Origin of the sequence: Nocardioides mangrovi (assembly GCF_020073815.1) — a bacterium.
GTDB lineage: Bacteria > Actinomycetota > Actinomycetes > Propionibacteriales > Nocardioidaceae > Nocardioides > Nocardioides mangrovi.
In genome coordinates, this window is the sequence record NZ_JAIQZJ010000010.1 from 1 (window position 1) to 26,433 (window position 26,433).

Genomic DNA, 26,433 nt, shown 5'->3' on the forward strand with positions numbered 1-26,433 from the left:
CCCCCCCCCCCCCGCCGGCGGCGCCGGCGGGGGTGCCCCCCCCTACCCCCGCCCCCCCCCCCGCCAGGAGTCCCTGTCCGGTCGGCGTCCAGCGTCATCAGGACCAGGGGACGGTCCGGACCGAGGAAGGGCACGTGAGCCTCGCCGATCACCGTCCAGCCGCGGTGCAGGTAGATCGCCAGCGCCCGGTCGTGCGTCGGCACCACGTCGAGGACGGGCTGCCGGCCGCTCGCCCGGATCGACGCGACGGCCGTGTCGAGCAGGAGTCCGCCGACCCCGGTGCCGACCACGTCGCCGCCGACGAAGAGCACGGCGAGCTCGGCCAGGGCGTCAGTGCCCGCGCCCTCGACGAAGGCGTCGCGCAGCGGGCCGCCGAGCGAGTAGACCGCGACGTGGCCGACCACCCGACCCTCCAGCTCGGCGACCCACGCCTGCTCCTCGCCCGGCCGGACCAGGAAGTCCTCGACCGGGATCGGCAGCGGCCAGCGCACGGGGTAGCCCGTGGCCGCCTGCTGGGCCGCCAGGACATCCGCCAGCTCCGGCAGATCCGCCGCCCGCCGCTCGCGGATCACGATGCTCACGACACCTCCCCGTCGACGTACACCCATCGGCCGCCGCGCTGCTCGAACCGGCTCCGCTCGTGCATCGACCCGGCCACGCCGTCGCGTGTGTACGACGCGACGAACTCGACCCAGTCGGCCCCGGACCCGATGATCCGCAGCCCGGTCCAGATCAGCGCGGGGTCGGGGGCGAGGTCGTCGGGGCGGGTCCGCGGGTGCCAGGTGCGGAAGACGTAGTCGGTGTCGCCGACGGCGTACGCCGCGTAGCGCGACCGCATCAGCTCCTCGGCCGACGAGGCGAGGGCCGCGCCGCGGTGCAGCCGCCCGCAGCACGCGTCGTACGTCGCGCCCGAGCCGCACGGGCAGGTCTGCTGGAGGGCCACGGCCGCACCCTACGATGTGCTGCGCATGGCCGGTCGACGGAGCGAGGCGCAGGAGCTCGACGAGGCGCTCGAGGCCGTGCGCCGGGCGTTCTACGTGATCAACGAGGCCTCCGACAAGCTGCGCGGCGCCCGCGAGTGGTCGGTCTACGACACGTGGTTCGGCGGGTTCGTCGCCAGTGTCTTCAAGCGGCAGCACCTCGACCGCGCCGACCTCGCGATGCGCAACATCGACCTCGCGATGGTGGCCGTGCGGGACGAGCTGGCCGACGTCGACGTCCAGGGGCTCGGCGACGTCGGGGACCTGGGGATCGGGCGCGCGGCCGGCACCCTCGACATCTGGTTCGACAACGTCCTGACCGACCTGTCCACGGGTGCGCGGGTTCGGAAGGCCCAGGACCGCGTCAACCTGCTCGCCCGCGCGCTCGTCGTGCTGCAGCAGGACCTCGAGCGTCGGCGGGCCGCGCTGGAGTCCGGCTCCTAGGCGGACTGCTCAGACGAGCTCGACCAGGTAGCCCTGGTCGACGTACCAGCGGATCGGGCGCTCGGTGACCACCATCGCGCCACCGCCGGGCTGCTCGAACCAGGGTGCCGCCACGCCCTCCATGGCGTCCGGGATCGTGCGGACGACCCGGTAGCGGTGATAGTCGCCCAGGTCGCTCGGTGGCTGGGAGCGCTGCGGGTAGGGCGTGCCGAGGGCGTAGAGGTGGTGGCCGGTCTCGGGCCCGAACACGTCGACGACGTCGTCGACGGTCAGTGCCGCCGGCCCCGCGGCGCCGCCTCGCTCGGCGGTGCGAGCGGTGATGCCGCGCGCTGTCTGTGCCCCGGCCTCGGCGAGGACCTCGTCCGAGGGCGCGGGCTCGGACGGCGCCGGTGTGCTGCGCAGGTGGACGACGAGGTCGGCGGTCTCGTCGGCGCCGGGGACGACGGCGTAGATCGCGAACTTGCCGCGGCCCAGCCCGCCGACGGCGTACCCGCCCGCCCAGGGCACGACCACCCACGGCCCCTCCGGGGGAGGCGGCGTGTCCGGGGTGGGCGGTCCGCTGACGTAGACGCTCTGCGGCGGCAGCCCGGCCGCCGCCAGGCGGTCGCGGACGGTGGCGAGCACCGCGTCGGGGTCGCTCATCCGCGGCCAGCCTTGGCCATCAGCTCGCGGTAGTGCCGAACCCGGACCCTCATCTGCTCCACCCTCAGATCGGTGACGAAGTGCCCGGCGCCCGAGCGGACCTTCTCGAAGTGGTCGGCAACGGCGGCCGACTCGTCGTCGTACAGCTGGCTGGCGTGCTCGCGGCGGTCCCAGGCGATCACGCGCATGCGACCGTCGTCCTGCTGCTCGAAGATGGCCAGGCCGCCGATCTTGGGCGAGTCCTTCACGACCTCGGCGCGCGTGACGCCGTCCGGGTCGGCACCGATCTCGGCCATCGCGTCCTTGAGCTCCTCGACCGTCCTCGGCGTGGGGCCGTCGAGGTGGCGGACCGACCCGGGCTGCGGCGCGGTCTCGAAGATCCGGCCCTCGGCCTCGGCGACCGCGTCTGCCTCGGTCGCGAACTCGCGAGGTCGGATCGCCTCGCCCTCGAAGCGGATCCAGGTGCGGCAGCGACCGTCGGGAAGGGTCTCGAAGACGGTGAGTGGTCGATGGCTGGGCGCGGACCCGAGATCCTCGGCACGGACCACCTGGTCCGGGTCGCGGAGGCGAGACCGCAGCTCCTCCACGGTGGTGCTCAATGGAGCTCCTTGAGGTAGCCGTTGCTGATGTACCAGTCGATGTCGTGGTCGAACAGGTACTGGGTGCCACCACCTGGTTGCTCGAACCAGGGAGCGATCTCTCCCTGCTTGACGGAGCCGGGGAGCGGCTTCAGGACCTCGAACTCATGGTAGTCGCGGCCGATGCTGCTGGGTGGGATGGCCCGCGACCCGTAGCTCTCGCCAGCAGGCGAGGCGTAGAAGCCGCCGTCGTTGGGTCCGAACCGGTCGACTCGCTGACCGACCTGCAGCGAGTTCGGCGAGGGGTCGCCGAGGAAGCCGTCGTTCTCCGGGTAGCGCCACCCGCCCTTCTCGGCGTCCCAGTACTTGTCGAAGAACTCCTGCTTCGTCAGGCCGCCGTAGCGATCGGCATCGGTGAAGCCCTCGAATGCTCGCGTTCCGGGGATGGTCGCTTCCTCGAGCGCCCAGGCCGGCAGCGTCTCGAGGTCGACCTTCGCGGCGCGGACGCCGGCCACCTCCAGCGCTCGGACGACCTTGGCCCGCAGGATCTTGCGGATCTTGTCGGCGATCTCGACCGAGCGGGTGACCACCTGGCCGATCCGCGCCGCGCCGAGCCGAGCCAGCTCGACGAGGTCGCGCAGGATCCCGACCACCTTGCTGGCGGCATTGGCGACCTCGGCCCCCTCGGCGGCCTGGGCGGCGCCCTCGCCGATGCCGAGGGTCAGCGCGCCGAGGATCGCACCTCCGGCCTCGATCGCGATCGTCCACTCGATGAAGGACGCGAGCTCGTGCTCGATCTCCTCGTGGTGCGCGTCGACCTGGTCGGCGTACTCCGAGCACGCGTTGCCGATCTGGGTGAAGGCGTCGGCGAGGTCGGTGACGTGGCTGCTGAGGTCCTGGCAGGTGGCGACGGCGTCGGGGATCTCCGGGGAGCGCTGCGTCTGAAGGGTCGCGGCTGCGGAGTCGACGTTCCAGCTGTAGGTGGCGAGCTTGCTTCCGGCGTCGACCCAGGCGTTGCCGACCGAGCGGAGGCGACCGGTGTCGGCGTCGGGCCAGAAGAGTCCTTCGAGGTGGGACGCGATCCAGTGCCACCACCCGGGCTCACCGCCGATCCCGCCGGCCGCCGAGGGAGGGGCCGGCGCGGACAGCGAGCTGGTCCAGTGATCGGGGTTCGTGTCACCCGTGTCGTTGCCGTAGCCCTCGGGCGGGCCGTTGACGAGCGCCCCGTGGTCGGCGGCGTCGTGGTTGACCAGGGAGGCGTTGAGGAGGTTGGCGACGTTGGCCATCGCGTCGCCGAGGTCGCAGCCTGCCTGGACGAGCGACGCCGCAGCCTCGTCGTACTGGGCGGCGAACTCGGCGCCGCCGGTGTCGGTGCCCGCCATCCCGCCGCCGTCCCCGAGCGATCCGGTCAGCGATGACATCAGGTCGACCACGCCGTGGTTGACGTCGTAGAACTCGCTGCACGCGGAGGTGTAGCTGCCGTTGTCGACCTCGAGCCTCATCGGGTCTGGCTCCACATCGAGGCGTTGGCGTCGGCAGCTGCCGAGTAGCCCTGGTGGGCGTGGTCGGCCGCCACTCGCAGCCGCCCCAGCGCGACGTGCATCTCGTGCGCGCCGCTCACCCAGCGCGCGTGGGCGGACCGCTGGGCTGCGGCCGCCTCCCCGGACCACGTGTCCTGGAGGCCGGAGATGACGTCGGCGAGCTCGGCGAGCCTGCTCTCGACGGTCATCTCCAGGTCCTGGAGCGTCGTGATCGTCGTGCGCAGCTCGTCGAGGTCGACCTGGAAGCTCACGACGCACCCAGCCGTCCGTGCAGCCGGGTCATCCCGTCGCTCACGACGCCGTCGGTCTCCTGGAAGTCCGCTCGCTGGGCGGCGAGGAGCGAGCTCTCGGCGCGCAGGGCGTCGAGCACCCGATCGGCGCCGTCGGCCCAGTCCCGCCAGGCGGCGGCGTACTGGCTCGCCGCCTCGCCCTCCCACCCCGCGGTGGTGAGGGCCTCGACCTGGGTGTGGGCGAGGCTCTTCTCGTGCCGGAGCAGGTCGGCGATCTCGGCGACGAGCTCGCTCGCGTGCTGCAGCTCGGCAAAGTCCGATTCGATGGTCATGGCGTATCCCCCGAGACGACGTCGCCGGGGATGCTCCCCGTCGTACCCGTCCCGCAAACGGAGACGGTCCCCATTTGTTGGCGACGTGAGTAGCGTGGAGATCGTGACTGCTCCCTCCACGCACCCGCAGATCAGCACGGTCGGCGAGCTCCGCGCCTCCAGCCACCTCCAGAAGTCCCTGCGCGAGGAGATCCGCGACAACCTCCTCGCCGCGCTCCGCGAGGGCCGCGACCCGTGGCCCGGGCTGCACGGCTTCGAGGACACCGTGATCCCGCAGCTCGAGCGGGCGCTCATCGCCGGGCACGACGTCGTCCTGCTCGGCGAGCGCGGCCAGGGCAAGACCCGCCTGCTGCGCACGATGGTCGGCCTGCTGGACGAGTGGACCCCGGTGATCTCCGGGTCCGAGCTCGGCGAGCACCCCTACGAGCCGATCACCGTCCAGAGCCAGCAGGCAGCCGCGTCGTACGGCGACGACCTGCGCGTCTCGTGGCGCCACCGCGACGAGCGGTACGCCGAGAAGCTGGCCACCCCCGACACCTCCGTCGCCGACCTGATCGGCGACGTCGACCCGATGAAGGTCGCCGAGGGCCGCAGCCTGGGCGACCCGGAGACCATCCACTTCGGCCTGATCCCGCGCAGCCACCGCGGCATCGTCGCGATCAACGAGCTGCCCGACCTCGCCGAGCGGATCCAGGTCGCGATGCTGAACGTGATGGAGGAGCGCGACATCCAGATCCGCGGCTACGTGCTGCGGCTGCCGCTCGACGTCCTCGTCGTGGCCAGCGCCAACCCCGAGGACTACACCAACCGCGGCCGGATCATCACCCCGCTCAAGGACCGCTTCGGCGCCGAGATCCGCACCCACTACCCGACCGAGCTCGAGGACGAGGTCGCGGTGATCCGGCAGGAGGCCGAGCTGGTCGCCGACGTGCCCGACTACCTCATCGAGATCCTGGCCCGCTTCACCCGCAACCTGCGCGAGTCGACGTCGGTCGACCAGCGCAGCGGCGTCAGCGCGCGCTTCTCGATCGCCGGCGCGGAGACGATCGCCGCGGCGGCGCTGCACCGCGCGACCGTCCAGGGCGAGGTCGAGGCCGTCGCCCGGGTCGTCGACCTCGAGACCGCGGTCGACGTGCTCGGCGGCAAGATCGAGTTCGAGACCGGCGAGGAGGGCCGCGAGACCGAGGTGCTCACCCACCTGCTCCGCACCGCCACCGCCGAGACCGTGCGCCACCACTTCCGCGGCCTCGACTTCGCGCTGCTCGTCGCCGCGATCGAGGACGGCGCCATGGTGACGACCGGCGAGCAGGTCACCGCCCGCGACTTCCTCACCGGGCTGCCGGTGCTCGGCGAGTCGGAGCTGTACGACGAGGTGTGCGACCGCATCGGCGCGACCAACGACGGCCAGCGGGCCGGCGCCATCGAGCTCGCGCTCGAGGGGCTCTACCTCGGTCGCAAGATCGGGAAGGACACCGACGGCTCGGAGACCGTCTATGGCTGACGTCCACGTCGATGTCCGGGTCGCCGCCGGCTCCCTGGCCGGCGACGTCAGCCCGGCGTACGTCGTGCCCCACCAGTGGACCGACGGCGGCATCGCCGTCGAGGGCGGCGGGACCGGCGCCCACCTGCTGCTGACCGCGGTCGCCTCCTGCGTCCTCAACGACGTCTTCCGCGAGGCGGCGGGCGTCCCGGTCGACGGCGTGCTGGTCAGCGCGGGCGGCGACTTCGACGGCGACAGCTGGTCGACGACCGCGATCGCCTACTCCGTCCGCGTCGACTCGCCCGCGACCGACGACGCCGTCGCGCAGGTGCTCGCGGCGGTCGACGAGGTCGCCGAGATCCCGCGCGCGGTGCGCGGAGAGGTGAAGGTGGAGCGCCGATGAAGGACCGCACCCGGTTCAAGCGCTACGAGGGCGGCGACCCGCTCGCCCCGCCGGTCGACATCGCCGAGGCGCTCGACGCCATCGGCGAGGACGTGATGGCCGGCTACTCGCCGGAGCGGGCGATGCGGGAGTTCCTGCGCCGCGGCGGTCGGGACCAGGACGGCCTCGACGACCTCGCCCGCCGGGTGGCCGAGCGCCGCCGCGAGCTCACCCAGCAGCACCACCTCGACGGCACGCTCCAGGAGATCAAGGAGCTGCTCGACAAGGCCGTGCTCGAGGAGCGCAAGCAGCTCGCCCGCGACGCGATGATGGACGACGGCGACCGCGCCTTCCGCGAGATGCAGCTCGAGAACCTCCCGCCCAACACGGCCGCGGCGGTCAGCGAGCTCTCGTCGTACGACTGGCAGAGCAGCGAGGCCCGCGAGGCCTACGAGCAGATCAAGGACCTGCTCGGCCGCGAGCTGCTCGACCAGCGCTTCGCCGGCATGAAGGACGCGCTCGAGGGCGCCACCGACGAGGACCGCGCGGCGGTCAACGAGATGCTCGGCGACCTCAACGACCTCCTCGAGAAGCACCGCATGGGCGACGACACCCAGCAGGACTTCGACGACTTCATGGCCAAGCACGGTGACTTCTTCCCCGAGAACCCGCAGAACATCGACGAGCTCCTCGAGTCCCTCGCCCAGCGCTCGGCCGCGGCCCAGCGGATGCTCAACTCGATGTCGCCCGAGCAGCGCCAGGAGCTGATGGAGCTCTCGGCGCAGGCGTTCGGCTCGCCGGAGCTGATGGACCAGCTCGGCCGCCTCGACGACAACCTCCAGTCGCTCCGCCCCGATCTCGACTGGGGCGGCTCGGAGCAGATGTCCGGCGACGAGGGCCTCGGCCTCGGCGACGGCACCGGCGTCTTCCAGGACCTCGCCGACCTCGACCAGCTCAGCGAGCAGCTGTCGCAGTCGTACGGCGGGGCGCGGATGGACGACCTCGACCTCGACAAGCTCGCGCGCCAGCTCGGCGACCAGGCCGCCGTCGACGCCCGGACCCTCCAGCAGCTGGAGCGCGCGCTGCGCGACTCGGGCTACCTCAAGCGCGACTCGTCGGGCCAGTACCGCCTCTCGCCCAAGGCGATGCGCCAGCTCGGCAAGGCGCTCCTGCGCGACGTCGCCGAGCGGATGTCCGGCCGTCAGGGCAACCGCGAGCTCCAGCGTGCCGGTGCGGCCGGTGACCTCTCCGGTGCCACGCGGGCCTGGGAGTTCGGTGACACCGAGCCGTGGCACGTTCCGCGGACGATGCTCAACGGCGTGCTCCGCCGCGCGGGTGACCCGTCGGGACCTCGCCTGTCGATCGACGACGTGGAGGTCCAGGAGACCGAGGCCCGCACCCAGGCCGCGGTCGCGCTGCTGGTCGACACGTCGTTCTCGATGGCGATGGACGGCCGGTGGGTGCCGATGAAGCGCACCGCGCTCGCCCTGCACACGCTCATCAAGTCGCGCTTCCGCGGCGACGACCTCCAGCTGGTCGGCTTCGGTCGGCACGCCGAGGTGATGGAGATCGAGGAGCTCACCGCCCTCGACGCGATGTGGGACAAGGGCACCAACCTCCACCACGCGCTGCTGCTCGCCAACCGTCACTTCCGCAAGCACCCCAACGCCCAGCCGGTGCTGCTCATCGTCACCGACGGCGAGCCGACCTCCCACCTCGAGCCCGACGGCGAGGTCTTCTTCTCCTACCCGCCGCACCCGCTGACGGTCGCGTACGCCGTCCGCGAGCTCGACAACGCCGGTCGGCTCGGCGCGCAGACGACGTTCTTCCGGCTCGGCGAGGACCCCGGCCTGGCCCGCTTCATCGACCAGATGGCACAGCGCGTCGACGGCCGCGTCGTCGCACCGGAGCTCGACGACCTGGGCGCCGCCGTGGTCGGCTCCTACCTCGGCTCCCGCGGTCGCGGCGGACCGTGGGGCGGCGGTGGCTACGGCGACTGGTTCGGCGGACGGGGCTTCTGGGTCGGCGACTGAGATCGGGTCGGGCCGTTCGGCCCTCCCGGGACGCCGACCCACGGCGCACGCTGGAGGGGTGACGACCGGGGTCCGGCTCTGCTGGCTGCCGCTGGGTGCGGACGGCCGGGTGGTGCGCCGCTGCGGCCGGGCGTGGGAGGCGTGGCAGGCCCGCCGTCAGCACCGCCGACCGCAGCCGCTCTTCCACGCGGCCCTGGAGGTCGTGGTCGACGGCGACCGCTGGACGGTCGAGATGGCGCCGGCCTGGTCGGGCCCGGCCACGGAGCGGGGCGTGGTGGGCACGGGGCCTGTCGGGCTGCGCCCGCTCGGTCGGTCGCGGCTCTTCCGCTACGAGGTGCGCGTGTGGCGGGACGGGACGATCCCCGACCTCGCGACGGCCGTCGGCGGCCCCAGCGAGGTCGACACCGACGGGACGCGGGCGCACCGCCTCCTCGCGGTGCTGCGCGGCGTGCCGACGCCGACCTGGGGCCGCGACGAGCTCCGCCTGGGGGAGATGTGGAACTCGAACTCGGTGGTTGCCTGGGCGCTCGCGGCCAGCGGTCACGACGTCACCGGTCTCCGCCCGCCGGGCGAGGGCCGTGCGCCCGGGTGGGACGCGGGCCTGCGCCTCGCGGCCGCTCCCAGTTGGCGCACGGGTGCGTCGAGGTACGGCGTACGCCGGAGCAGGTCGGGAGTCGAGTCGGGGCCTCGAGCTCGTCGGTGTGCACGTCGCGGACCATGAGCTCGCGCACCAGCCGGCGGGAGGCGAGGACGCCGCAGTCGCACGGCTGCGGGAAGCGCTTCTCCAGGCCGGTCGCGGTCGGTGACCGGATCTCGCGGAAGTGGTGGGTCCACCGCAGCGTCCCGTCGCACCCGTGGTCGTCGAGCATCCGGCCGACGTAGCAGACCAGGCACTCGCCCTCCTGCGGATCGCTCACGACCGCCTCACGACTGCCTCACGAGGCAGTTCTACCGGCGGCCACCGACAGCGGCCGCCGGTAGAACACCGGGGAGACGGATCAGCCGACGACCGCGAGGGCCTTCTTGGTCAGCTTCACCGACGACGGGATCGATGGCGCCGAGGCGTCGAACGACATCGCGTTCGCGTAGACGACGTACCGCCCCTGGCGCGCGAAGAGCATGTTGAGGACGCTGGAGCTGGTCTGGCCGGAGATCCGGCAGGTCGACCTCATCTGGTAGCCCCAGCGCTCGTCGCCGAGCGAGAAGCGGATCTTCTTCATCGAGGTGTCGCAGTCGGGCTGGTGGCCGCCACCGCCGCCGCCACCGGTGCCGCCGCCGCAGTCCTTCGTGGACTTGCCGTAGCCGTGGAGGTACTTCACCGCGGCCTTGGTCGAGGGGAACCTCATCGCCGTGACCGAGACCGACGGGTGGTCGCCGTCGACGACGTAGACGTCCGGGTCGCCCGAGCTGTAGTCCGGCGAGTACGACGCGGAGCGCGAGCTGGCGCCCTTGATCGCCTTGCCCGGCTTGCACTTCTTGCCCGGCCCGTAGACCTTGCCGGTGCTCTCGGACGCGGTGCCGCCGTCGAGGTGGGGGTAGATCGCGGCGACCTGGTCGATGGTGGGGACCTGCGCAGTCGCGGCCGCGGTGGCGGCCGGGGCGAGCGCGGAGGCGAGGACGGCGGGGACGGCGAACGCGATCAGCGTCCGGCTCAGCCAGCGGCGATGCATGAGGGTCTCACTTTCGGTGGGTTCCGGCCGGGGTTCGGCTCGGTGGACAGACCCTCCCGCCGCCCACTTGAGGGCCACTGGGAGCCGGCTTGGAGAATGTCCGCGATGGACGACCCGACCGCGACCGTGCTCGCCCTGCTCGGCCTGGCCGGCCTGGCGGCGGGCTTCGTCGACGCGGTGGTCGGCGGAGGAGGGCTCATCCAGCTGCCGGCGCTCCTGCTCGGCATGCCGAGCGCGCCGCCCGTGCAGATCCTGGCGACCAACAAGGTCGCCGCCATCAGCGGTACGACGGTGAGCGCGGCGACGTACTACCGGCGGATCCGGCCCGACCCCCGCACCTTCCTGCCGCTGATGCTCTTCGCGTTCGCCGGGTCGGCCGCGGGCGCGGCGGTGGCCAGCCAGATCCCGCGCTCGGCGTTCGAGCCGATCGTGCTGGTCGCGCTGGTCGTGGTCGGCGCCTACGTGCTGCTCAAGCCCGAGCTCGGCGAGCAGACGGCCCTGCGCTTCAGCGGCCACCGCCACCTCGTCGCCGCGATGGGCACCGGCCTGGCGATCGGCTTCTACGACGGCGCGCTCGGGCCGGGCACCGGCAGCTTCTTCGTGATCACCCTGGTCGGCCTCATGGGCTACAGCTTCCTCGAGGCCTCGGCGAAGGCGAAGCTCGCCAACTGGGCCACCAACCTCGCGGCGATCCTGGTCTTCGCCCCGCAGGGCGCGATCGTCTGGAAGGTCGCCCTGGTGATGGCGGTCTGCAACATCGTCGGTGGCTACCTCGGCGCGCGGACGGCGGTCGCGCGCGGCGCCCGCTTCGTGCGCGTCTTCTTCATCGTGGTCGTCTCGGCGTTCATCGTCCGGATCGGCGGCGACGTCTTCGGGCTGTGGACGTGAGGGGGCGGTCGTGACCTCCTACCTGACGATCGCCCGGGACGCCGAGGCGGAGATCGAGGTCAAGCGGTCCCGCTTCCTCTGCACGCTGCGCCGGGTCGGGTCCGAGGACGCCGCCCGCGCAGTCGTCGACGGGCTCCGCCGGGAGCACTGGGACGCGCGGCACCACTGCTCGGCCTTCCGCCTCCACCCCGACGTCGAGCGCTCCTCCGACGACGGCGAGCCCGCCGGGACGGCCGGGGCGCCGATGCTCGACGTGCTGCGCGGCAGCGAGGTCGCCGACGTGGTCGCGGTCGTCACGCGATGGTTCGGCGGCACCCTCCTCGGCGCGGGCGGCCTGGTCCGCGCGTACGGCGATGCCGTCCGCGGCGCGCTCGCCGAGGCCGGCACCCTGCGTCGCAGCCTGGTCCGTGAGCACCTGCTCGAGCTCGACCACGCCGATGCCGGACGGATCGAGAGCGAGCTGCGGGCCCGCGGGGTCGCGGTGCTCGACACGACGTACGGCGCCCGGGTCGGCCTCACCCTCGGCGTACCACCGGCCGAGGAGCCGCGGCTCGCGGCGCTCCTCGCGGAGCTCACCGCGGGCACGGCGGAAACGCAGGTGGCGGGAGAGCGCTGGGTCGATAGCCTCGCACCATGAGCATCCCCGTGGAGGTCGCGGACGTCCCGCAGCGGCTCTCCGAGTTCGACCGCGGCTACCTGCTGACCACCCGTGACGGCCTGGTGAAGGCCGTCTCGGTCCGCGCGATGCCCGAGGGCGACGTGCTGCGGGTGCCGGCGCCGGGTCGCGGATCGGTCGCCAACGTCGGCACCCAGCCCGCCGTGACGCTGCTCTTCCCGCCGCTCACCGACCCCGGGATGACCCTGCTCGTCGACGGCACCGCGGTCGCCGACGGTGACGACGTCGTCGTCACCCCGACCGGCGCCGTCCTCCACAAGCCAGTCCGATGAGCACGACTCCGACCTGGGTCAGCGCCTTCCTTGACTTCGCACCGGGCGGCTTCGACCGCGGGGTCGCCTTCTGGAGCGCGGTCACCGGCTACTCGCCGTCCTCCGCCCGCGGCGAGCGCGGCGAGTTCGGCACCCTCGTCCCGCCGGCCGGCGACGACTACCTCCGTGTGCAGGACCTCGCCGACGGACCCGGCCGGATCCACCTCGACCTGCACGTCGCCGACCCGCTCGTCGCCACCGAGGCCGCGATCGAGGCCGGCGCCCACGTGCTGGTCCGCCACGAGGCCGGCTACGTCGTGCTCCGCTCGCCCGGCGGCTTCGTGTTCTGCTACGTCGCCCACCCGGCGTCCCGCCGTCCCTCGCCGGCCACCTGGCCGGACGGCACCCGCTCGATGGTCGACCAGGTGTGCCTCGACGTCCCGCCCTCGTCGTACGACGTGGAGGTGGGCTTCTGGCGGACCGTCACCGGCTGGGACCTGACCGACGTCGACGAGGCGGAGTTCGAGCGGCTGCAGCCACCCGACGAGCAGCCGCTGCGCTGGCTGGTGCAGCGCCTCGACGACGACCAGCCGACCGTCGACGCCCACCTCGACCTCGCGGCCAGCGACCGCGACGCCGAGGTCGCGCGACACGTGGCGCTCGGCGCCACCGTGGTCGCCGGGCACGACTGGTGGACCCTGCTCACCGACCCCACCGGACTGCGCTACTGCATCACGAGGAGGACCCCCCGATGACTGCCGACCCGACGAGGCTCGACCCGCCGGTCGACGGCGACGAGCGGACCCTGCTGCTCGCCTACCTCGACTACCACCGCGCGACCCTGCGGCAGAAGGCCGGCGGCCTCGACGCCGCCCAGCTCGCGGCGACGCTGCCGCCGTCCGAGATGACCCTCGGCGGGATGGTCAAGCACCTCGCGCTGGTCGAGAACAACTGGTTCCGCGAGGTCTTCCTCGGCGAGCCGATGAGCGAGCCGTGGCGGTCGGTCGACTGGGACGCCGACTGGGACTGGGACTGGCACAGCGCCTCGGACGACACGCCGGAGGAGATCTGGGCGCTCTACGAGGCGATGGTCGCGGACGCCGACGGCATCATCGCCGCGGCCGGGCTCGACGACCTGTCGGCCAAGAGGTCGCGGCGTACCGACCGGCCCTTCAACCTGCGCTGGATCCTGCTGCACATGATCGAGGAGTACGCGCGGCACAACGGTCACGCCGACCTGATCCGCGAGTCGATCGACGGCACCACCGGCGAGTGACGCCTGGCTGCGGCTCCGGCCTCAGCGCGGCTGGGCGCCGACCTGCTGGACGCTGAGCGCCGCCGCTGCCACGGCCCGCCGGGTCGCCTCGACCAGCGTGCTGCCGCCGACCAGGGCGTCGGCGAGCGCGGCGCAGAAGCAGTCGCCGGCGCCGGTCGTGTCGACGACCTCGACCACCGGGGCCGGCACGGTCTCGACGAGGCCGCCGTCGACCACCAGGGCGCCCTCGCCGCCGAGCGTCACGACGACGCGGTCGCAGGGCAGGGCACGCGCCATCGTCACCAGGTCGACCTCCGGCCCGAGTCCCGTCAGCTGCGCCAGCTCGCCGCGGTTGGGCACCACCACGTCCACGCGCGCCCACAGGTGGTCGGGCAGCGGCGACGCCGGGGCGGGGTTGAGCAGCACCAGCCCGCGCGCGAGCCGGGCGGCCTCGGCGATCGCGGCGACCGGGACCTCGCACTGCACCAGCACGGCGGCGGCCTCCGCGAGCACCGGCGCTGCCGCCGCGACGTGCTCGGCCGTGAGGCGCGCGTTGGCTCCCGGCGCAACGACGATGCTGTTCTCGCCCGACCCGTCCACCAGGACCAGCGCGAGCCCGGAGTCGCCGGGGACGGTCGTCAGGTGGTCGGTGGCGACGCCCGCCTCGGCGAGCCGGTCCCGCAGCCACCCGCCCTGCGGGTCGTCGCCGACCGCGCCGACGAGCGTCGTACGCCGCCCGAGCCGGGCCGCCGCGACGGCCTGGTTGGCGCCCTTGCCACCGCTGAGCTGAGCGGTCGAGTCCGCGAGGACCGTCTCGCCCGCCCGCGGCAGCGAGCGCACGACGACCCGGCGGTCGACGTTGATGCTGCCGACCACCACGATCTCCGCGCGTCCGACCTGCCCGGGCTGCCCGACCTCTCCGTCCACGACAGCATCATGTCGTGGTGCGGACCGGTCGCCGCTACCGCGGCTGGTGGAGACAGAGGATGTTGCGGTCCGGGTCGAGGAACCACGCCGCCCGCACCGAGCCGTCGTCGAAGACGTGGTCGACGGTGGTGAAGCCGGGCTCGTCGTAGTCCTCGAACGTCACCCCACGCGACTCCAGGTCGGCGATCTCGGCCGCGATGTCCGTGACCTCGAAGCTCATCGCGGTGTTGGGGGAGGGGTGCACGTCCGGCATCGGCCGGAGCACGAGGCTGCCGCCGCCGGCGAGGGCGAACTGCAGCTCGCCGGCCGGGCTGACGCCGTCGAAGGGAAGCCCGAGACGCTTCTCGTAGAAGTCCTGTGCGCGGGTGCCGTCCCCGGTGGGGAGCATCACCGCGACCACGCTGTCGGTCAGTGACATGGGGTACCTCCTGGGCTGCTCCCAGCCTGCTCCCGCGCCCGACCGCTGGCAATGCCCAGAGTTGGGGGACAGCGGGGCGGATCAGTCGCCCGCGAAGCCCGGCAGCGACTCGGTGAGGATCTCCCGGAAGGGCGCCTCGCACTCGAGCTGGCACAGCACGCCGAGGCCGGCCAGCCAGGTGCGGTGGATGAGGAGGTAGGACGGCGGCAGGTTGAGCTTCAGGCCGACCAGGTTGACCGGGTCGCGCGGGTCGTTCATCCGGGCCACCTGCGAGCGCATCCAGCTGCGCGAGAACTTGAACCGCTCGGCCCGGGTCGGCTCGACGAAGGGCGAGAGGTAGGCGAGCAGCTGAGCGCCGTCGACCTGGATGCGGTCCTTGATGAAGCCCTCCGCGCGCAGCCCCTCGACCAGCCCGTCCTCGTCCTGCTCGGCGGCGATCCGCAGCAGCCGGCCCATCGCCTCGGGCAGACCCTGCTCGGGCAGCCGGGCGACGGCGCCGAAGTCGAGGACGCCGAGCCGGCCGGGTGAGCCGTCCGCGGCGGGCAGCACGCGGTAGTTGCCGGGGTGCGGGTCGGCGTGCAGCATGCCGGTGCGCGCCGGCCCGGCGAAGAGGAAGCGGACGAAGAGCTCGCCGTAGTGATCGCGCTCCTCGGGGGTGCCGTCGGCGATCACCGCGGCCAGCGACGAGGCGCTCTCGAGCCACTCGGTGACAAGGGTGGTCGGGCCGACGTCGACCACGTCGGGCACCACGATCCGCGGGTCGTCGCGGAAGGCCGCCGCGAAGGTGCGCTGGGCGTCGGCCTCGAGGTCGTAGTCGAGCTCGTCCTGGGCCCGGTCCTGGAGCTCCTGGATCAGCGGCTTGAGCTCGATGCCGGGGACGAGCGGGCCGACGGTGCGCGCCAGCCGCGCGAGCTGGCGCAGGTCCGAGCGGAGGGCGTCGCCGGCGCCGGGGTACTGCACCTTGACCGCGACCTCGCGCCCGTCGGCCCAGCGGCCGCGGTGGACCTGGCCGATCGAGGCGGCCGCGGTCGGGCCACCGTCGAGCCAGACCAGCCGCTCGGACCAGTCGGCGCCGAGGTCGCGGGCGAGGATCTCGCGCACGGTCGCGGTCGGCATCGGCGGCGCGGCGTCCTGGAGCCGGGTCAGCTGCTCGCGGTAGGGGCCGGCCATCTCCTCGGGGAAGGCCGCCTCCATCACCGAGAGCATCTGGCCGAACTTCATCGCGCCGCCCTTGAGCTCGCCCAGGGTGCGGAAGAGCTGCTCCGCGGTGCGCTGCTGGATCTCGGTCATCACCGCCTCGGCCGGCTTGCCGCCGATCCGCTTGCCGAGCCCGAGCGCGCTGCGCCCGGCGTACCCGATCGGCAGGGCGGCGAGCCTCGCCGTCCGCGCCACGGCCTTGCGGGGCAGCTCGGTCATGTCACCCAGTGTCCCAAACGGGTGGGTAGGCGCCCGGCATCAGTCCACGCAGAGGCAGAACGGGTGGCCGGCCGGGTCGAGGAGGACCCGGAACGTCGTGCCCGGCTGGTGCTCCGGGCGGCTGGCGCCGATCTCCAGCACCTCCGCCTCGGCCTGGTCGAGGTCGGGGACCATGACGTCGAGGTGGAGCTGCTGGGGCACCTCCTGCCCCGGCCACTGCGGCGGGCGGTAGTCGTCCACCCGCTGGAAGCAGATGCACGACGACCCGTCGGTCGGCCGGATCTCGGCCCACGACCCGTCGTCGTCCTCCTGCACCTCCCATCCGAGGAGGGTGCCGTAGAACCGCGCCAGCACGCCGGCGTCGGGGCAGTCGTAGACGAAGGACGGATACCGCGCGATGGTCATGCCGTCACGGTAGGTCGGGGCGCCGACACCGGGCTGCATGCATACCCGGTGGACCGGGGATCCCTGCGCCTCCGGGGGGGGGCAACACCCCCGAGGCGACAGCTCTGCCCGAACGCTGGTGCCGGTGTGGCGGGTGTGGCGATCCGGACGTGCTCAGCTCTCGGCGTCCCTCCCGTCGGGCCGGTCAGGAGGCGCGCTCAGTCGCTCATCGCCCCGGACTTGAAGCGGCGCACCTCCTGCGGCCAGCCGCAGCCCTCGGCGACCCGCCCGGCCCAGTACTCGGCGGCCTCCCGGTCCGCGACGTCGACGACGCAGAACCCGCCGAGGTGCTCCTTGGTCTCGGCGAAGGGGCCGTCGGTGATCAGCAGGGTGCCGCTGGTGGCGTCGGCGCTGAAGGCGTCCTCGACCTCCTCCTCGAGACCGCCGCCGAAGACCCAGACCCCGGCCGCCCGCATCTCCTCGACGACCGCCATCGCGGTGGGGCCCCGCGACTCGAACCACTCCTCGGTGTGGTCGCCCACCCACTGCTGGTTGAAGAAGATCAGGTACGTGGCCATGTCAGCTCCTCGCTCGGGCGCGGGCCGGTGCCCGTCGCTGCCTACGCTACGAATCGCGTACGGCGGATACGACAGCCGGCGCCGGGTGATCTCATCGGTCGTCTCAGGCCGCGGCGGCGAGCTCGGCCACCTCCTCGGGAGAGGGCACGAGCTGGCGGGAGACGGCGGCCAGCAGCAGGATCACGCCGCCGAGAGCCGCCGTCAGCAGCAGGCCGCGCTCGTAGCCGGCCGCCAGGGCGGTCTGCGGGTCGGCGCCGCCGGCCAGCGAGGACGTCGCCGCCGAGGTCGCCAGCGTGGAGATCACGGCCAGCCCGAGCGCGCCGCCGACCTGGTAGCCGGTGTTGATGAGCCCGGAGGCGGCACCCGCGTCCTCGTGGGCGACGTCGGAGAGTGCGATGATCTGCGCCGGGACACCCACGCCCATGATCCCTGCGCCGTAGAGGACGAAGCCGGGCAGCAGCTCCGTCACGTAGGACCCGTCGGCGGAGGCCCGCGTCAGCAGGAGGAGGCCCGCCATCGCCACGACCGCGGAGACGACCTGGGTCGGGCGGGTGCCCACCCGGGGGAGCACCTGGGTGGCGACCAGGGCGCCGGCGATCGCGGCGACGCCCATCGGGAGGAACTGCAGGCCGGTCTCCAGCGCCGTCAGGCCCTTGCCCTGCTGGAGGAAGAGCGCCGACAGGAAGAACATCGCGAGGAAGGCGCCGCCGTTGAGGGCCAGGACCAGCGTCGACTGGCTCAGGGTGCGCGACCGGAAGAGACGCAACGGCACCAACGGCGCGCTCGAGCGGGCCTCGGTCACCACGAAGAGCGCGAGCAGCGCGGCGCCGGCGACCAGCGACGCGATCACCTCGGCGGACGACCAGCCGAGAGGCTCGGCGCGGATGACGCCGTAGATGACGGCCAGCACGCCCCCGGTGCCCAGGGCCGCACCCGCGAGGTCGAAGGAGCGCGGCCCGTCGGTGACGACCCGGCTGTCGGCGACCGTGGTGGGGGTGACGACCAGCAGCGCGACCCCGATCGGCACGTTGACGAAGAAGACCCACTCCCAGCCCGCGGCATCCACCAGGACGCCGCCGGCGACGACCCCCAGCGTGCCGCCGAGCCCGGCGAGGCCGCCCCAGATGCCCATGGCGATGTTGCGGCTGCGACCGGCGGCGTACGTGACGGTCAGGATCGACAGCGCGGCGGCCGACATGAGCGCGCCGCCGAAGCCCTGGATCGCCCGGGCGCCGACCAGGAACCACTGCGACGAGGCCAGCCCGCCGGCCAACGACGCGGCGGTGAAGAGGGCCAGTCCGCCCGCGAAGACCCGGCGACGACCGAGGAGGTCGCCGAGCCGGCCGCCGAGCAGCAGGAAGCCGCCGAAGGCCAGCGTGTAGGCGCTGATCACCCACTGCAGGTCGTCCGGGCTGAAGCCCAGGTCGACCTGCATGTCGGGAAGGGCGACGTTCACGATGGTGACGTCGAGAACGACCATGAACTGGGCGAGCGCCAGCACGACCAGCGTGGCCCAGGGGCTTCTGCGCATCGGATGCACCTCTCGATAGCGATACCGTGCGACGTACCTGTACGTCGTACATTTACGTCGGAGAGTGCAACACGTACGGTGTACAGTTGTCAACGTGGTGAAAGGGACCAAGGAGCGCCTCAGCCGGGAGACCGTCACCCGGGCCGCCGTGTCGCTGGCCGACTCCGAGGGGATCGAGGCGCTCACCATCCGGCGTCTCGCCACCGATCTCGGGGTCACGCCGATGGCGCTCTACTGGCACTTCAAGGACAAGGACGCCCTCTTCGACGGCATCGCGGAGGCCGTGCTGGCCGAGGTGGAGCTGCCCGAGGAGACCGGCGCAGAGACGTGGGACGGCGAGCTGCGCGTGGTCCTCGACGCCCTGTGCGCGGCGCTCGCCGCGCACCCCGCCGTCGCCGAGCTGGTCAAGGGACGCTTCCTGCAGAACGACGCGGGCTGCGAGATCACCGAGCGCGTGCTGGCGCTGCTGCGGGCCGGCGGCTTCTCCACCGAGCAGGCCTCGCAGCTCGCCGTCTACGCCCTGCTCTTCATGGTCGGGCTGGTCACCGGCATGCCCGGCCTGGTGATCGGGTCGGACGAGGAGGAGCGGGAGCAGGCGGTGCGGCGCAAGTGGGCCTCCCTGCAGGCGCTCTCGCCCAAGCGCTTCCCCTGCATCATCGAGTCGTCGGCGTCGCTGACCGACTGTGCGGCGTCCGACCAGTGGCTCGACGACGGCATGGACACCCTCATGGCCGGGATCCGCGGCCGGGCCTGAGACGCGACGAAGGCCCCGCGTCCGGGGACGCGAGGCCTTCGGGTGGGTGGAGCGTCAGGCGGTCGCGGGGAACCGCACGCCGGTGTTGGCGTGGCAGCGGTAGCCGTGCGGGTTCTTGGCGAGGTACTGCTGGTGGTAGTCCTCCGCGTAGAAGTACGGCGTGTCCGCAGCCGGCCGGATCTCGGTGGTGATGTCACCGAGCCGACGGCGGTGCAGCTCGTCGCCGTAGATCTTCGTGAGCTCGCGGGCGACCTGCTCCTGCTCGGGGGTCGTCCAGTAGATGGCCGAGCGGTACTGGGTCCCGACGTCGTTGCCCTGGCGGTAGCCCTGGGTCGGGTCGTGCACCTCGAAGAACTGCTTGACCAGGTCGGCGTACGAGACCTTCGACGGGTCGAACACGATCCGGACCGCCTCGGTGTGGTTGGTCATGCCGGAGCAGACCTCCTCGTACGACGGGTTCGGGGTGGTGCCGCCGGCGTAGCCGACCGAGGTCGACCAGACGCCCGGGACCTGCCAGAAGACCTCCTCGGCCCCCCAGAAGCAGCCCAGTCCGAAGTACGCCACCTCGTAGCCCGCGGGGATCTCGTCGGTGACGACCGGGGCGTCGAGCGTGCGGTGCCGCTCGGAGAGCGCGAAGTGGCGCTCGGTGCGGCCGGTCAGGGTCTGCTCGGGGGCGAGCATCTCGGCCTTGCGGGTGAAGAACAACGGGACCTCCTGGAGTCGGAGTGATGGGGCACAGTCTGTAACAACGATGGTCGCCCCGTCGTTCCCGGTGCCGTCGTCGAGGTCGTCAGCCGAAACCTGCCGACACGCCGACCGTTTCTCGGCGTTTCGGCGGGTTTCCCCGGGCGGCCGGGGAAACCCGCCCTCGACTAGCCTCGACGGCATGAGTGAGCAGCAGCACCGCAGCAAGTCGGGCTTCGAGACGCGTGCGATCCACGCCGGCTACGAGCCCGACCCCACCACCGGAGCGGTGATCCCGCCCATCTACGCGACCAGCACCTACAAGCAGGACGGGGTCGGCGGGCTCCGCGGCGGCTACGAGTACAGCCGGTCGGCCAACCCGACCCGCACCGCGCTCGAGGGCAACATCGCGGCGCTGGAGGAGGGGGAGCGCGGCTTCGCTTTCGCCTCCGGCCTGGCGGCCGAGGACACCCTCGTGCGCAGCGTCTGCCGGCCGGGTGACCACGTGGTCATCCCCGACGACGCGTACGGCGGCACATTCCGCCTCTTCGACAAGGTCGAGAAGGTGTGGGGGCTCGACCACAGCCCCGCCCCCGTCGACGACGTCGAGAAGGTGGCCGCGGCGATCCGTCCCGGCGAGACCAGGCTGGTCTGGGTCGAGACGCCGACCAACCCGCTGCTCAACATCGGCGACATCGCCGCGCTCGCGGCCGTCGCCCACGACGCCGGCGCGCTGCTGGTCGTCGACAACACCTTCGCCTCGCCGTACCTCCAGCAGCCCCTGACCCTCGGCGCCGACGTCGTCGTGCACAGCACCACGAAGTACTGCGGCGGCCACTCCGACGTGGTCGGCGGCGCGCTCGTCGTCAAGGACCTCGACCTCGCCGAGAAGGTCGGCTTCCACCAGAACGCCATGGGCGCGGTCGCCGGCCCCTTCGACTCCTGGCTCACGCTGCGCGGACTCAAGACCCTCGCGCTGCGCATGGACCGCCACTGCGACAACGCCGAGAAGGTCGTCGACTTCCTCAGCAGCCACCCCCAGGTCGGCGACGTCATCTACCCCGGCCTCGAGACCCACCCCGGGCACGAGGTCGCGCAGCGCCAGATGAGGCGGTACGGCGGGATGGTGTCCTTCCGCGTGACCGGTGGTGAGCAGCACGCCCTCGAGGTCTGCGAGCGCACCGAGGTCTTCACGCTGGGCGAGTCGCTGGGCGGCGTCGAGTCGCTGATCGAGCACCCCGGACGGATGACCCACGCGAGCGTCGCGGGCACCGATCTGGAGGTCCCCGCGGACCTGGTCCGGATCAGCGTCGGCATCGAGACGGCCGACGACCTCATCGCCGATCTCGAGCGGGCGCTGGACTGACGATCACCCGGGTACCTTGTCGCCGTGAGCAACGACGCTGACGTCCCGAGCCCCGGCGACGACCCGGGCACCGAGACCCGCCGCCGCCTGCCGATCATCAGTCGGCGCCACCGTCCCGACGGGGAGGCGGAGGAGCACGAGGCCCGCCTGGCCGCGCGGCTGGCCCAGCAGTTCGCCCACCTGCGGGACGAGCGCCAGGCCCAGCTCGACAGGCCGATGGCCACGGCCGGGCCCGCGTCGATGACCCGCCAGGTGCCCTGGGGCGTGGACCTGGCCGCGGCGTGGGCATGGCGGTTCCTGGTCATCGTCGCGGCGGCCTGGGTCGTCTTCACCGTCGTCGGCTTCCTGGCGGTCGTGGTGCTGCCGGTGGTGATCGCGGTGCTGATCACGGCGCTGGTCATCCCGCTCGTCGACACGATGGTCCGGATCGGCCTGCCTCGGGGCCTGTCCGCGCTGGTCGTCGTGATCGGCGGGATCGCCGTGGTCGGCCTGCTGCTGACTCTGGCCGGCCAGCAGATCGCGAACGGCGCCACCGACCTCGCCGACCAGACGGTCGCCGGCCTCGGCGAGATCAAGGACTGGCTCAAGACGGGCCCGCTCCACGCGAGCGACTCCCAGATCAACGACTACATCCAGAACGCCCAGGACGCGATCGAGAAGCGCACCAAGGAGGGCGTCAAGCTCAGCAGCGTCACCGAGGTCAGCACCGCGGTCAGCCACGTGCTCGCCGGCTTCTTCATCGTGCTGTTCTCGACCTACTTCTTCCTGGCCGACGGCGAGCGGATCTGGGCCTGGCTGGTCCGGCTCTCGCCGCGGGCCGCGCGCGGCCACGTCGACAGCTCGGGCCGGGTGGCCTGGATCTCGCTCACCCAGTTCGTCCGGGCCACCGTGATCGTGGCCGCGGTCGACGCGGTCGGGATCGCCGTCGGCGCCGCGATCATCGGCGTGCCCTTCGTGCTCGCGATCGGCGTGCTGGTCTTCCTCGGCGCGTTCGTCCCCCTCATCGGTGCCACCATCGCCGGCACGGTCGCCGTCCTGGTCGCGCTCGTCGCCAACGGGCCGATCACGGCGCTGGTGATGCTGGCGATCATCATCGGCGTGCAGCAGCTCGAGGCCCACGTCCTCCAGCCCTTCCTGCTCGGCCGCTGGGTGTCGGTCCACCCGCTCGCCGTCATCCTCGCGATCGCGACCGGCGTGCTCGTGGCCGGCGTCGCGGGCGCCCTGGTCGCCGTCCCGATCGCGGCCGCCCTCAACGCGGTGGTCCAGCACCTCGCGTCCTACACCAGCGTCGGCGACGACCCGGTCGAGGAGCTGGCGGAGGACTATCAGGAGACCGGCGAGACCGTCGACGTACCCGAGGAGGTCGCGGATGAGTGAGATCACGCTGCCGGACATCGTGGAGGCCCGGCGGGTCCTCGCGGGCGTCGCCATCGACACCCCGATGGAGGAGTCGCGCTGGCTCTCGGCGCTGGCCGGCGGCCCGGTGCAGCTCAAGTGCGAGAACCTCCAGCGCACCGGCTCCTTCAAGGCCCGCGGCGCCTACCTGCGCATCTCGCGGCTCACCCCCGAGGAGCGCGCCCGCGGCGTCGTCGCCGCCTCGGCCGGCAACCACGCGCAGGGCGTGGCGCTCGCCGCCCAGCTGCTCGGCATCAAGGCCACCGTCTTCATGCCCGAGGGCGCCCCGATCCCCAAGGAGAAGGCCACCCGCGGGTACGGCGCCGACGTGGTCTTCCACGGTCGCTACCTCGAGGACGCGCTGGCCGAGGCCCGGGCCTTCTCCGAGCGCACCGGCGCGGTCTTCATCCACCCCTTCGACCACGTGGACATCGTCACCGGGCAGGGGACCTGCGGCCTCGAGATCCTCGAGGAGGCGCCCGAGGCGCGCACCGTCATCGTCCCGACCGGCGGTGGCGGGCTGCTGGCCGGCATCGCGATCGCGATCAAGGCCGCGCGCCCCGACGTCCGGGTGATCGGGGTCCAGGCCGCGGGTGCCGCGGCGTACCCCGGCTCGCTGGCCGCCGGGAAGCCGGTCGCGCTCGAGTCGATGACGACGATGGCCGACGGCATCGCCGTCGGCCTCCCGGGTCAGATCACCTTCGCCGCCGTGCGCGACCACGTGGACGAGATCGTCACCGTGGGGGAGGACTCCCTCGCGCGCGCCGTGCTCGCGGTGCTCGAGCGCGCCAAGATGCTCGTCGAGCCGGCCGGTGCCGCCGCGGTCGCGGCGGTGCTCGACGACCCGACCCGCTTCGAGACGCCCGCGGTCGCGGTCCTCTCGGGCGGCAACATCGACCCGCTGCTGCTCGGCAAGGTGATCCGGCACGGCATGGCCGCGGCCGGCCGCTACCTCAACCTGCGGGTCTGCATCCCCGACCTGCCGGGCGGGCTCGCGCAGCTGCTCACCGACGTGTCCGGCGTGGGCGCCAACGTGCTCGAGGTCGCGCACGAGCGGATCTCGCCGTCGCTGCACCTCGACGAGGTCGAGGTGCACCTCCAGCTCGAGACGCGCGGCGAGCCGCACACCCAGCAGCTGCTCAGCAGGCTGCGGGAGCGCGGCTACCGCGTCTTCGAATAGCTATCCGGTGAACGGCACCGCGTCGACGATGACGACCTCGAGCATCTTGCCGTTGGGCGCCTCGTAGGAGACGGTGTCGCCCTTCGCGGAGCCGATGATCGCCGAGCCGAGCGGCGACTGCGGGGAGTAGACCTTGAGGCCGCCGGCGGCGTCCTCCATCTCGCGCGCGCCGAGGAGGAAGGTCTCGGCCTCGTCGTCGTCGTCGCCGACGAACTTGTAGGTGACCTTCATGCCGGGCTCGACGATGCCGTCGTCGGCCGGGGTCTCGCCGACCTCGGCGCGGTCGAGCATGTCCTGGAGCTGCCGGATCCGGCCCTCGAGCTTGCCCTGCTCCTCGCGGGCGGCGTGGTAGCCGCCGTTCTCCTTGAGGTCGCCCTCGTCGCGGGCGGCGCTGATCCGGGCGATGATCTCCTGGCGGACCGGACCCTTGAGGTCCTCCAGCTCCTGCTGGAGCTTGTTGTAGGCGTCCTGGGTCAGCCAGACCTTGCCCTGCTCTGCTGCCTGCGTCATGGGGTACTCCTGCTGTGCGTCGAGGTACGGCGGAACGCTCCGCCGTTCGTCGGTGGTGCCCTCCCGTGGATGCCGTCAAACGGCGTGTGCGCGACTGCGCCGGACCGTTTCACGACGGCCCTGCGGGGAGGCGTCAGACCGAAGAGTCTAACAACCGAGCGCTCGGAACGCAGGTCGAACGGCGACCGGCACGGTCAGCGCGGGCGGTTCTGGCCGGGCGCGGTGCAGCCGAGCAGCTCGACCGAGGTGGCCTCCCGCTCCGTGCGCACCGACTGGGTCTGCCGCCCGTCGACCGGGGTGAACGGCAGCTCGCCGACGACCGAGTGGTCCTCGGCGTAGGCCCGCAGCGTGCAGGTGGCCTGCACGTCCTCGTCGCGCAGGCTCACGTCGACGGTGGCGTCCGCCTGGTGCTCGTCCACGATGTCGTAGCCGACCAGGCTCGACTGCACCTCCGGCGTCGACTGCTCCCAGATCGTCCAGCCCAGCCAGCCGAGGAAGGCGGCCGCGACGACGACGCATAGGCCGAGCACGACGCGTCGCCGCCAGGGCGCGGGCGCGCCGTAGCGGCCGGCGAGGTCGGGCGCAACGGTCACCCCGAAATGGTCCCATCTAGGATCGAGGGGTGACGCAGCACCCCCGCACCGGCTACCGGCTCATGCACGTGCACGCCCACCCCGACGACGAGTCCAGCAAGGGGGCGGCGAGCACCGCGATGTACGTCGCCCAGGGCGTCGACGTCCACGTGGCGACCTGCACGGGCGGCGAGCGCGGCTCGATCCTCAACCCCAAGATGGACCGGCCGGACATCCTCGAGAACATCACCGAGATCCGCCGCCAGGAGATGGAGCGGGCCCGCGACATCCTCGGCATCCGCCAGGACTGGCTGGGCTTCGTCGACTCCGGCTGGCCGGAGGGCGACCCGAAGCCGCCGCTGCCCGAGGGCTGCTTCGCGCTGGTGCCGATCGAGGAGGCCGCGGCGCCGCTGGTCCGGCTGATCCGACACTTCCGGCCGCACGTCCTGACGACGTACGACGAGCGCGGCGGCTACCCGCACCCCGACCACATCAAGTGCCACGAGATCAGCGTCTACGCCTTCGAGGCCGCCGCCGACCCGGAGCGCTACCCCGAGCTGGGGGAGCCGTGGCAGGCGCTCAAGCTCTACTACCACCACTCGTTCAACAAGGCGCGGATCCAGGCGATCCACGACGCGATGATCGCCCACGGCCTGGAGTCGCCGTGGGAGGAGCGGCTCAAGGACTGGAAGGACGAGCCGGAGTGGGAGGCCCGGGTCACCACGCGGGTGCCCTGCTCGGACTACTTCGGCGTCCGTGACCAGGCGCTGCTCGCCCACGCGACCCAGATCGACCCCGACGGGTTCTGGTTCGCGATCCCGCGGGAGATCCAGGCCGACACCTGGCCGACCGAGGACTTCGAGCTGGTGACGTCGTTCGTGGACGCTCCGACCCCGGAGGACGACCTCTTCGCCGGCATCACCGACCCCGCCTGAGAGACTGGTCCCATGCAGGTGCTCAACCTCCTTCCCCAGGTGCTCGTCTACGTCGACCAGGTCCCCGAGGACAACGACGTCAAGGCCGGCTGGCTCGCGTTCGCGATCTTCATCGCCCTGATCCTCGCCGTGGCCTTCCTCGGGTGGAGCCTGGTCAAGCAGCTGCGCAAGGTCGACGCCGCCGAGGAGGCCGGTCTCTACGACCCGTCGGACAAGAAGAAGGCGCCCCTGCCGCCGGTCGAGGGCGAGCCGTCCGAGACCCCCGGGACCACGCAGCAGTCCTCCTGAGCCCCGGCCGGCGTGAGCCGGCTCACCGCCGTCACGGCCGCTCTGTCGCGAAATGACAAGAAGCTGTCGCTCGGCGGCAAGGCCCCGTGGGAGCGCACCCACCAGAATTGCTG

At 72.5% G+C, this 26,433-nt stretch carries 33 protein-coding genes and 1 pseudogene; 16 read left to right on the forward strand and 18 right to left on the reverse strand.

The window, feature by feature from the left end:
• Both K8U61_RS16600 and K8U61_RS16605 read right to left on the reverse strand, forming a co-directional pair.
• Positions 1-581: GNAT family N-acetyltransferase (locus tag K8U61_RS16600; protein ID WP_224124159.1), on the reverse strand; the 581-nt coding region annotated here is incomplete at its 3' end.
• Positions 578-943, reverse strand: coding sequence for a YchJ family protein (locus tag K8U61_RS16605; RefSeq protein WP_224124160.1), 366 nt, complete (start codon positions 941-943; stop codon positions 578-580). The genes K8U61_RS16605 and K8U61_RS16600, both read right to left, overlap by 4 nt.
• A gap of 25 nt (positions 944-968) precedes the next feature.
• Here K8U61_RS16605 and K8U61_RS16610 point away from each other — a divergent pair, with 25 nt between their 5' ends.
• Positions 969-1,424, forward strand: coding sequence for a hypothetical protein (locus K8U61_RS16610; protein WP_224124161.1), 456 nt, complete (start codon positions 969-971; stop codon positions 1,422-1,424).
• Between the two features lie 9 nt (positions 1,425-1,433).
• Here the strand turns inward: K8U61_RS16610 and K8U61_RS16615 are convergent, their stop codons facing one another.
• From K8U61_RS16615 to K8U61_RS16635, 5 genes are read right to left on the reverse strand one after another with little or no spacing between them, the layout of a single operon-like run.
• Positions 1,434-2,066 carry a TNT domain-containing protein gene (locus K8U61_RS16615; protein ID WP_224124162.1) on the reverse strand — a complete coding sequence of 211 codons (633 nt, stop codon included), beginning with the start codon at positions 2,064-2,066 and terminating at the stop codon, positions 1,434-1,436.
• Positions 2,063-2,665 carry a hypothetical protein gene (locus tag K8U61_RS16620; RefSeq protein WP_224124163.1) on the reverse strand — a complete coding sequence of 201 codons (603 nt, stop codon included), beginning with the start codon at positions 2,663-2,665 and terminating at the stop codon, positions 2,063-2,065. The genes K8U61_RS16615 and K8U61_RS16620 overlap by 4 nt, the downstream gene beginning before the upstream one ends.
• Positions 2,662-4,146 (reverse strand): TNT domain-containing protein, encoded by a 1,485-nt coding sequence (locus K8U61_RS16625; protein WP_224124164.1) that lies wholly within the window; start codon positions 4,144-4,146, stop codon positions 2,662-2,664. The genes K8U61_RS16620 and K8U61_RS16625 overlap by 4 nt, the downstream gene beginning before the upstream one ends.
• A complete protein-coding gene (locus K8U61_RS16630) occupies positions 4,143-4,436 on the reverse strand; it encodes a WXG100 family type VII secretion target (protein WP_224124165.1) in 294 nt (97 codons plus the stop codon). Before K8U61_RS16630 ends, K8U61_RS16625 begins: the two co-directional genes overlap by 4 nt.
• Positions 4,433-4,747, reverse strand: coding sequence for a WXG100 family type VII secretion target (locus K8U61_RS16635; RefSeq protein WP_224124166.1), 315 nt, complete (start codon positions 4,745-4,747; stop codon positions 4,433-4,435). Before K8U61_RS16635 ends, K8U61_RS16630 begins: the two co-directional genes overlap by 4 nt.
• A gap of 100 nt (positions 4,748-4,847) precedes the next feature.
• Between K8U61_RS16635 and K8U61_RS16640 the strand changes: the two genes are divergently transcribed.
• From K8U61_RS16640 to K8U61_RS16655, 4 genes are read left to right on the forward strand one after another with little or no spacing between them, the layout of a single operon-like run.
• A complete protein-coding gene (locus tag K8U61_RS16640; protein ID WP_224124210.1) occupies positions 4,848-6,248 on the forward strand; it encodes a magnesium chelatase ATPase subunit I in 1,401 nt (466 codons plus the stop codon).
• On the forward strand, positions 6,241-6,630 hold the full coding sequence (locus K8U61_RS16645) for an OsmC family protein (RefSeq protein WP_224124167.1): 390 nt from the start codon (positions 6,241-6,243) through the stop codon (positions 6,628-6,630). The genes K8U61_RS16640 and K8U61_RS16645 overlap by 8 nt, the downstream gene beginning before the upstream one ends.
• Positions 6,627-8,642, forward strand: a complete 2,016-nt coding sequence (locus K8U61_RS16650) for a vWA domain-containing protein (protein WP_224124168.1) — start codon at positions 6,627-6,629, stop codon at positions 8,640-8,642. Before K8U61_RS16645 ends, K8U61_RS16650 begins: the two co-directional genes overlap by 4 nt.
• A 58-nt stretch (positions 8,643-8,700) precedes the next feature.
• A complete protein-coding gene (locus K8U61_RS16655) occupies positions 8,701-9,363 on the forward strand; it encodes a hypothetical protein (protein ID WP_224124169.1) in 663 nt (220 codons plus the stop codon).
• Positions 9,364-9,397: 34 nt separating this feature from the next.
• On the opposite strand, the pseudogene K8U61_RS16660 reads toward K8U61_RS16655, so the two are convergent.
• Both K8U61_RS16660 and K8U61_RS16665 read right to left on the reverse strand, forming a co-directional pair.
• Positions 9,398-9,559 (reverse strand): annotated as a pseudogene (locus tag K8U61_RS16660) (DUF2695 domain-containing protein); the annotation flags it as partial.
• Positions 9,560-9,640: 81 nt separating this feature from the next.
• A complete protein-coding gene (locus K8U61_RS16665) occupies positions 9,641-10,312 on the reverse strand; it encodes a hypothetical protein (protein ID WP_224124170.1) in 672 nt (223 codons plus the stop codon).
• A 105-nt stretch (positions 10,313-10,417) separates the two neighbouring features.
• Between K8U61_RS16665 and K8U61_RS16670 the strand changes: the two genes are divergently transcribed.
• Genes K8U61_RS16670 through K8U61_RS16690 form a run of 5 tightly spaced genes read left to right on the forward strand, consistent with a single transcriptional unit; the run spans position 10,418 to position 13,403 of the window.
• Complete coding sequence (locus tag K8U61_RS16670) at positions 10,418-11,200, forward strand: sulfite exporter TauE/SafE family protein (RefSeq protein WP_224124171.1); 783 nt, start codon at positions 10,418-10,420, stop codon at positions 11,198-11,200.
• 10 nt (positions 11,201-11,210) lie between these two features.
• A complete protein-coding gene (locus tag K8U61_RS16675; protein ID WP_224124172.1) occupies positions 11,211-11,837 on the forward strand; it encodes a YigZ family protein in 627 nt (208 codons plus the stop codon).
• Entirely contained in the window at positions 11,834-12,148 is a 315-nt protein-coding gene (locus tag K8U61_RS16680; RefSeq protein ID WP_224124173.1) for a pyridoxamine 5'-phosphate oxidase, read from the forward strand. Before K8U61_RS16675 ends, K8U61_RS16680 begins: the two co-directional genes overlap by 4 nt.
• Positions 12,145-12,882 (forward strand): VOC family protein, encoded by a 738-nt coding sequence (locus K8U61_RS16685; RefSeq protein WP_224124174.1) that lies wholly within the window; start codon positions 12,145-12,147, stop codon positions 12,880-12,882. Before K8U61_RS16680 ends, K8U61_RS16685 begins: the two co-directional genes overlap by 4 nt.
• Complete coding sequence (locus K8U61_RS16690) at positions 12,879-13,403, forward strand: DinB family protein (protein ID WP_224124175.1); 525 nt, start codon at positions 12,879-12,881, stop codon at positions 13,401-13,403. The genes K8U61_RS16685 and K8U61_RS16690 overlap by 4 nt, the downstream gene beginning before the upstream one ends.
• Before the next feature lie 21 nt (positions 13,404-13,424).
• On the opposite strand, the gene K8U61_RS16695 is transcribed toward K8U61_RS16690, so the two are convergent.
• From K8U61_RS16695 to K8U61_RS16720, 6 genes are all read right to left on the reverse strand, one after another.
• Positions 13,425-14,309, reverse strand: a complete 885-nt coding sequence (locus K8U61_RS16695) for a ribokinase (RefSeq protein WP_224124176.1) — start codon at positions 14,307-14,309, stop codon at positions 13,425-13,427.
• A gap of 34 nt (positions 14,310-14,343) precedes the next feature.
• Positions 14,344-14,727 carry a VOC family protein gene (locus tag K8U61_RS16700; RefSeq protein WP_224124177.1) on the reverse strand — a complete coding sequence of 128 codons (384 nt, stop codon included), beginning with the start codon at positions 14,725-14,727 and terminating at the stop codon, positions 14,344-14,346.
• Positions 14,728-14,808: 81 nt separating this feature from the next.
• On the reverse strand, positions 14,809-16,143 hold the full coding sequence (locus K8U61_RS16705; RefSeq protein ID WP_224124178.1) for an ABC1 kinase family protein: 1,335 nt from the start codon (positions 16,141-16,143) through the stop codon (positions 14,809-14,811).
• A gap of 39 nt (positions 16,144-16,182) precedes the next feature.
• Positions 16,183-16,548: a VOC family protein gene (locus K8U61_RS16710; RefSeq protein WP_224124179.1), complete on the reverse strand. Its 366-nt coding sequence runs from the start codon at positions 16,546-16,548 to the stop codon at positions 16,183-16,185.
• A gap of 197 nt (positions 16,549-16,745) precedes the next feature.
• Positions 16,746-17,105 carry a YciI family protein gene (locus K8U61_RS16715; RefSeq protein ID WP_224124180.1) on the reverse strand — a complete coding sequence of 120 codons (360 nt, stop codon included), beginning with the start codon at positions 17,103-17,105 and terminating at the stop codon, positions 16,746-16,748.
• A 103-nt stretch (positions 17,106-17,208) separates the two neighbouring features.
• On the reverse strand, positions 17,209-18,636 hold the full coding sequence (locus K8U61_RS16720) for a DHA2 family efflux MFS transporter permease subunit (RefSeq protein WP_224124181.1): 1,428 nt from the start codon (positions 18,634-18,636) through the stop codon (positions 17,209-17,211).
• A 94-nt stretch (positions 18,637-18,730) separates the two neighbouring features.
• Here K8U61_RS16720 and K8U61_RS16725 point away from each other — a divergent pair, with 94 nt between their 5' ends.
• Positions 18,731-19,390 (forward strand): TetR/AcrR family transcriptional regulator C-terminal domain-containing protein, encoded by a 660-nt coding sequence (locus tag K8U61_RS16725; protein ID WP_224124182.1) that lies wholly within the window; start codon positions 18,731-18,733, stop codon positions 19,388-19,390.
• Between the two features lie 54 nt (positions 19,391-19,444).
• On the opposite strand, the gene msrA is transcribed toward K8U61_RS16725, so the two are convergent.
• Positions 19,445-20,095, reverse strand: coding sequence for a peptide-methionine (S)-S-oxide reductase MsrA (gene msrA / locus K8U61_RS16730; protein WP_224124183.1), 651 nt, complete (start codon positions 20,093-20,095; stop codon positions 19,445-19,447).
• A gap of 181 nt (positions 20,096-20,276) precedes the next feature.
• Between msrA and K8U61_RS16735 the strand changes: the two genes are divergently transcribed.
• From K8U61_RS16735 to ilvA, 3 genes are read left to right on the forward strand one after another with little or no spacing between them, the layout of a single operon-like run.
• Complete coding sequence (locus tag K8U61_RS16735) at positions 20,277-21,440, forward strand: cystathionine gamma-synthase (RefSeq protein ID WP_224124184.1); 1,164 nt, start codon at positions 20,277-20,279, stop codon at positions 21,438-21,440.
• A 24-nt stretch (positions 21,441-21,464) separates the two neighbouring features.
• A complete protein-coding gene (locus tag K8U61_RS16740) occupies positions 21,465-22,817 on the forward strand; it encodes an AI-2E family transporter (RefSeq protein ID WP_224124185.1) in 1,353 nt (450 codons plus the stop codon).
• Positions 22,810-24,015, forward strand: coding sequence for a threonine ammonia-lyase (gene ilvA / locus K8U61_RS16745; protein ID WP_224124186.1), 1,206 nt, complete (start codon positions 22,810-22,812; stop codon positions 24,013-24,015). The genes K8U61_RS16740 and ilvA overlap by 8 nt, the downstream gene beginning before the upstream one ends.
• Here ilvA and greA read toward each other — a convergent pair whose 3' ends face one another.
• Both greA and K8U61_RS16755 read right to left on the reverse strand, forming a co-directional pair.
• A complete protein-coding gene (greA, locus tag K8U61_RS16750; protein ID WP_224124187.1) occupies positions 24,016-24,525 on the reverse strand; it encodes a transcription elongation factor GreA in 510 nt (169 codons plus the stop codon).
• Between the two features lie 194 nt (positions 24,526-24,719).
• Complete coding sequence (locus K8U61_RS16755) at positions 24,720-25,118, reverse strand: DUF4307 domain-containing protein (protein ID WP_224124188.1); 399 nt, start codon at positions 25,116-25,118, stop codon at positions 24,720-24,722.
• 62 nt (positions 25,119-25,180) lie between these two features.
• Here K8U61_RS16755 and mca point away from each other — a divergent pair, with 62 nt between their 5' ends.
• Positions 25,181-26,032: a mycothiol conjugate amidase Mca gene (mca, locus tag K8U61_RS16760; protein WP_224124211.1), complete on the forward strand. Its 852-nt coding sequence runs from the start codon at positions 25,181-25,183 to the stop codon at positions 26,030-26,032.
• 12 nt (positions 26,033-26,044) lie between these two features.
• Positions 26,045-26,320 carry a hypothetical protein gene (locus tag K8U61_RS16765; RefSeq protein ID WP_224124189.1) on the forward strand — a complete coding sequence of 92 codons (276 nt, stop codon included), beginning with the start codon at positions 26,045-26,047 and terminating at the stop codon, positions 26,318-26,320.
• The last annotated feature ends 113 nt before the right edge of the window (positions 26,321-26,433 follow it).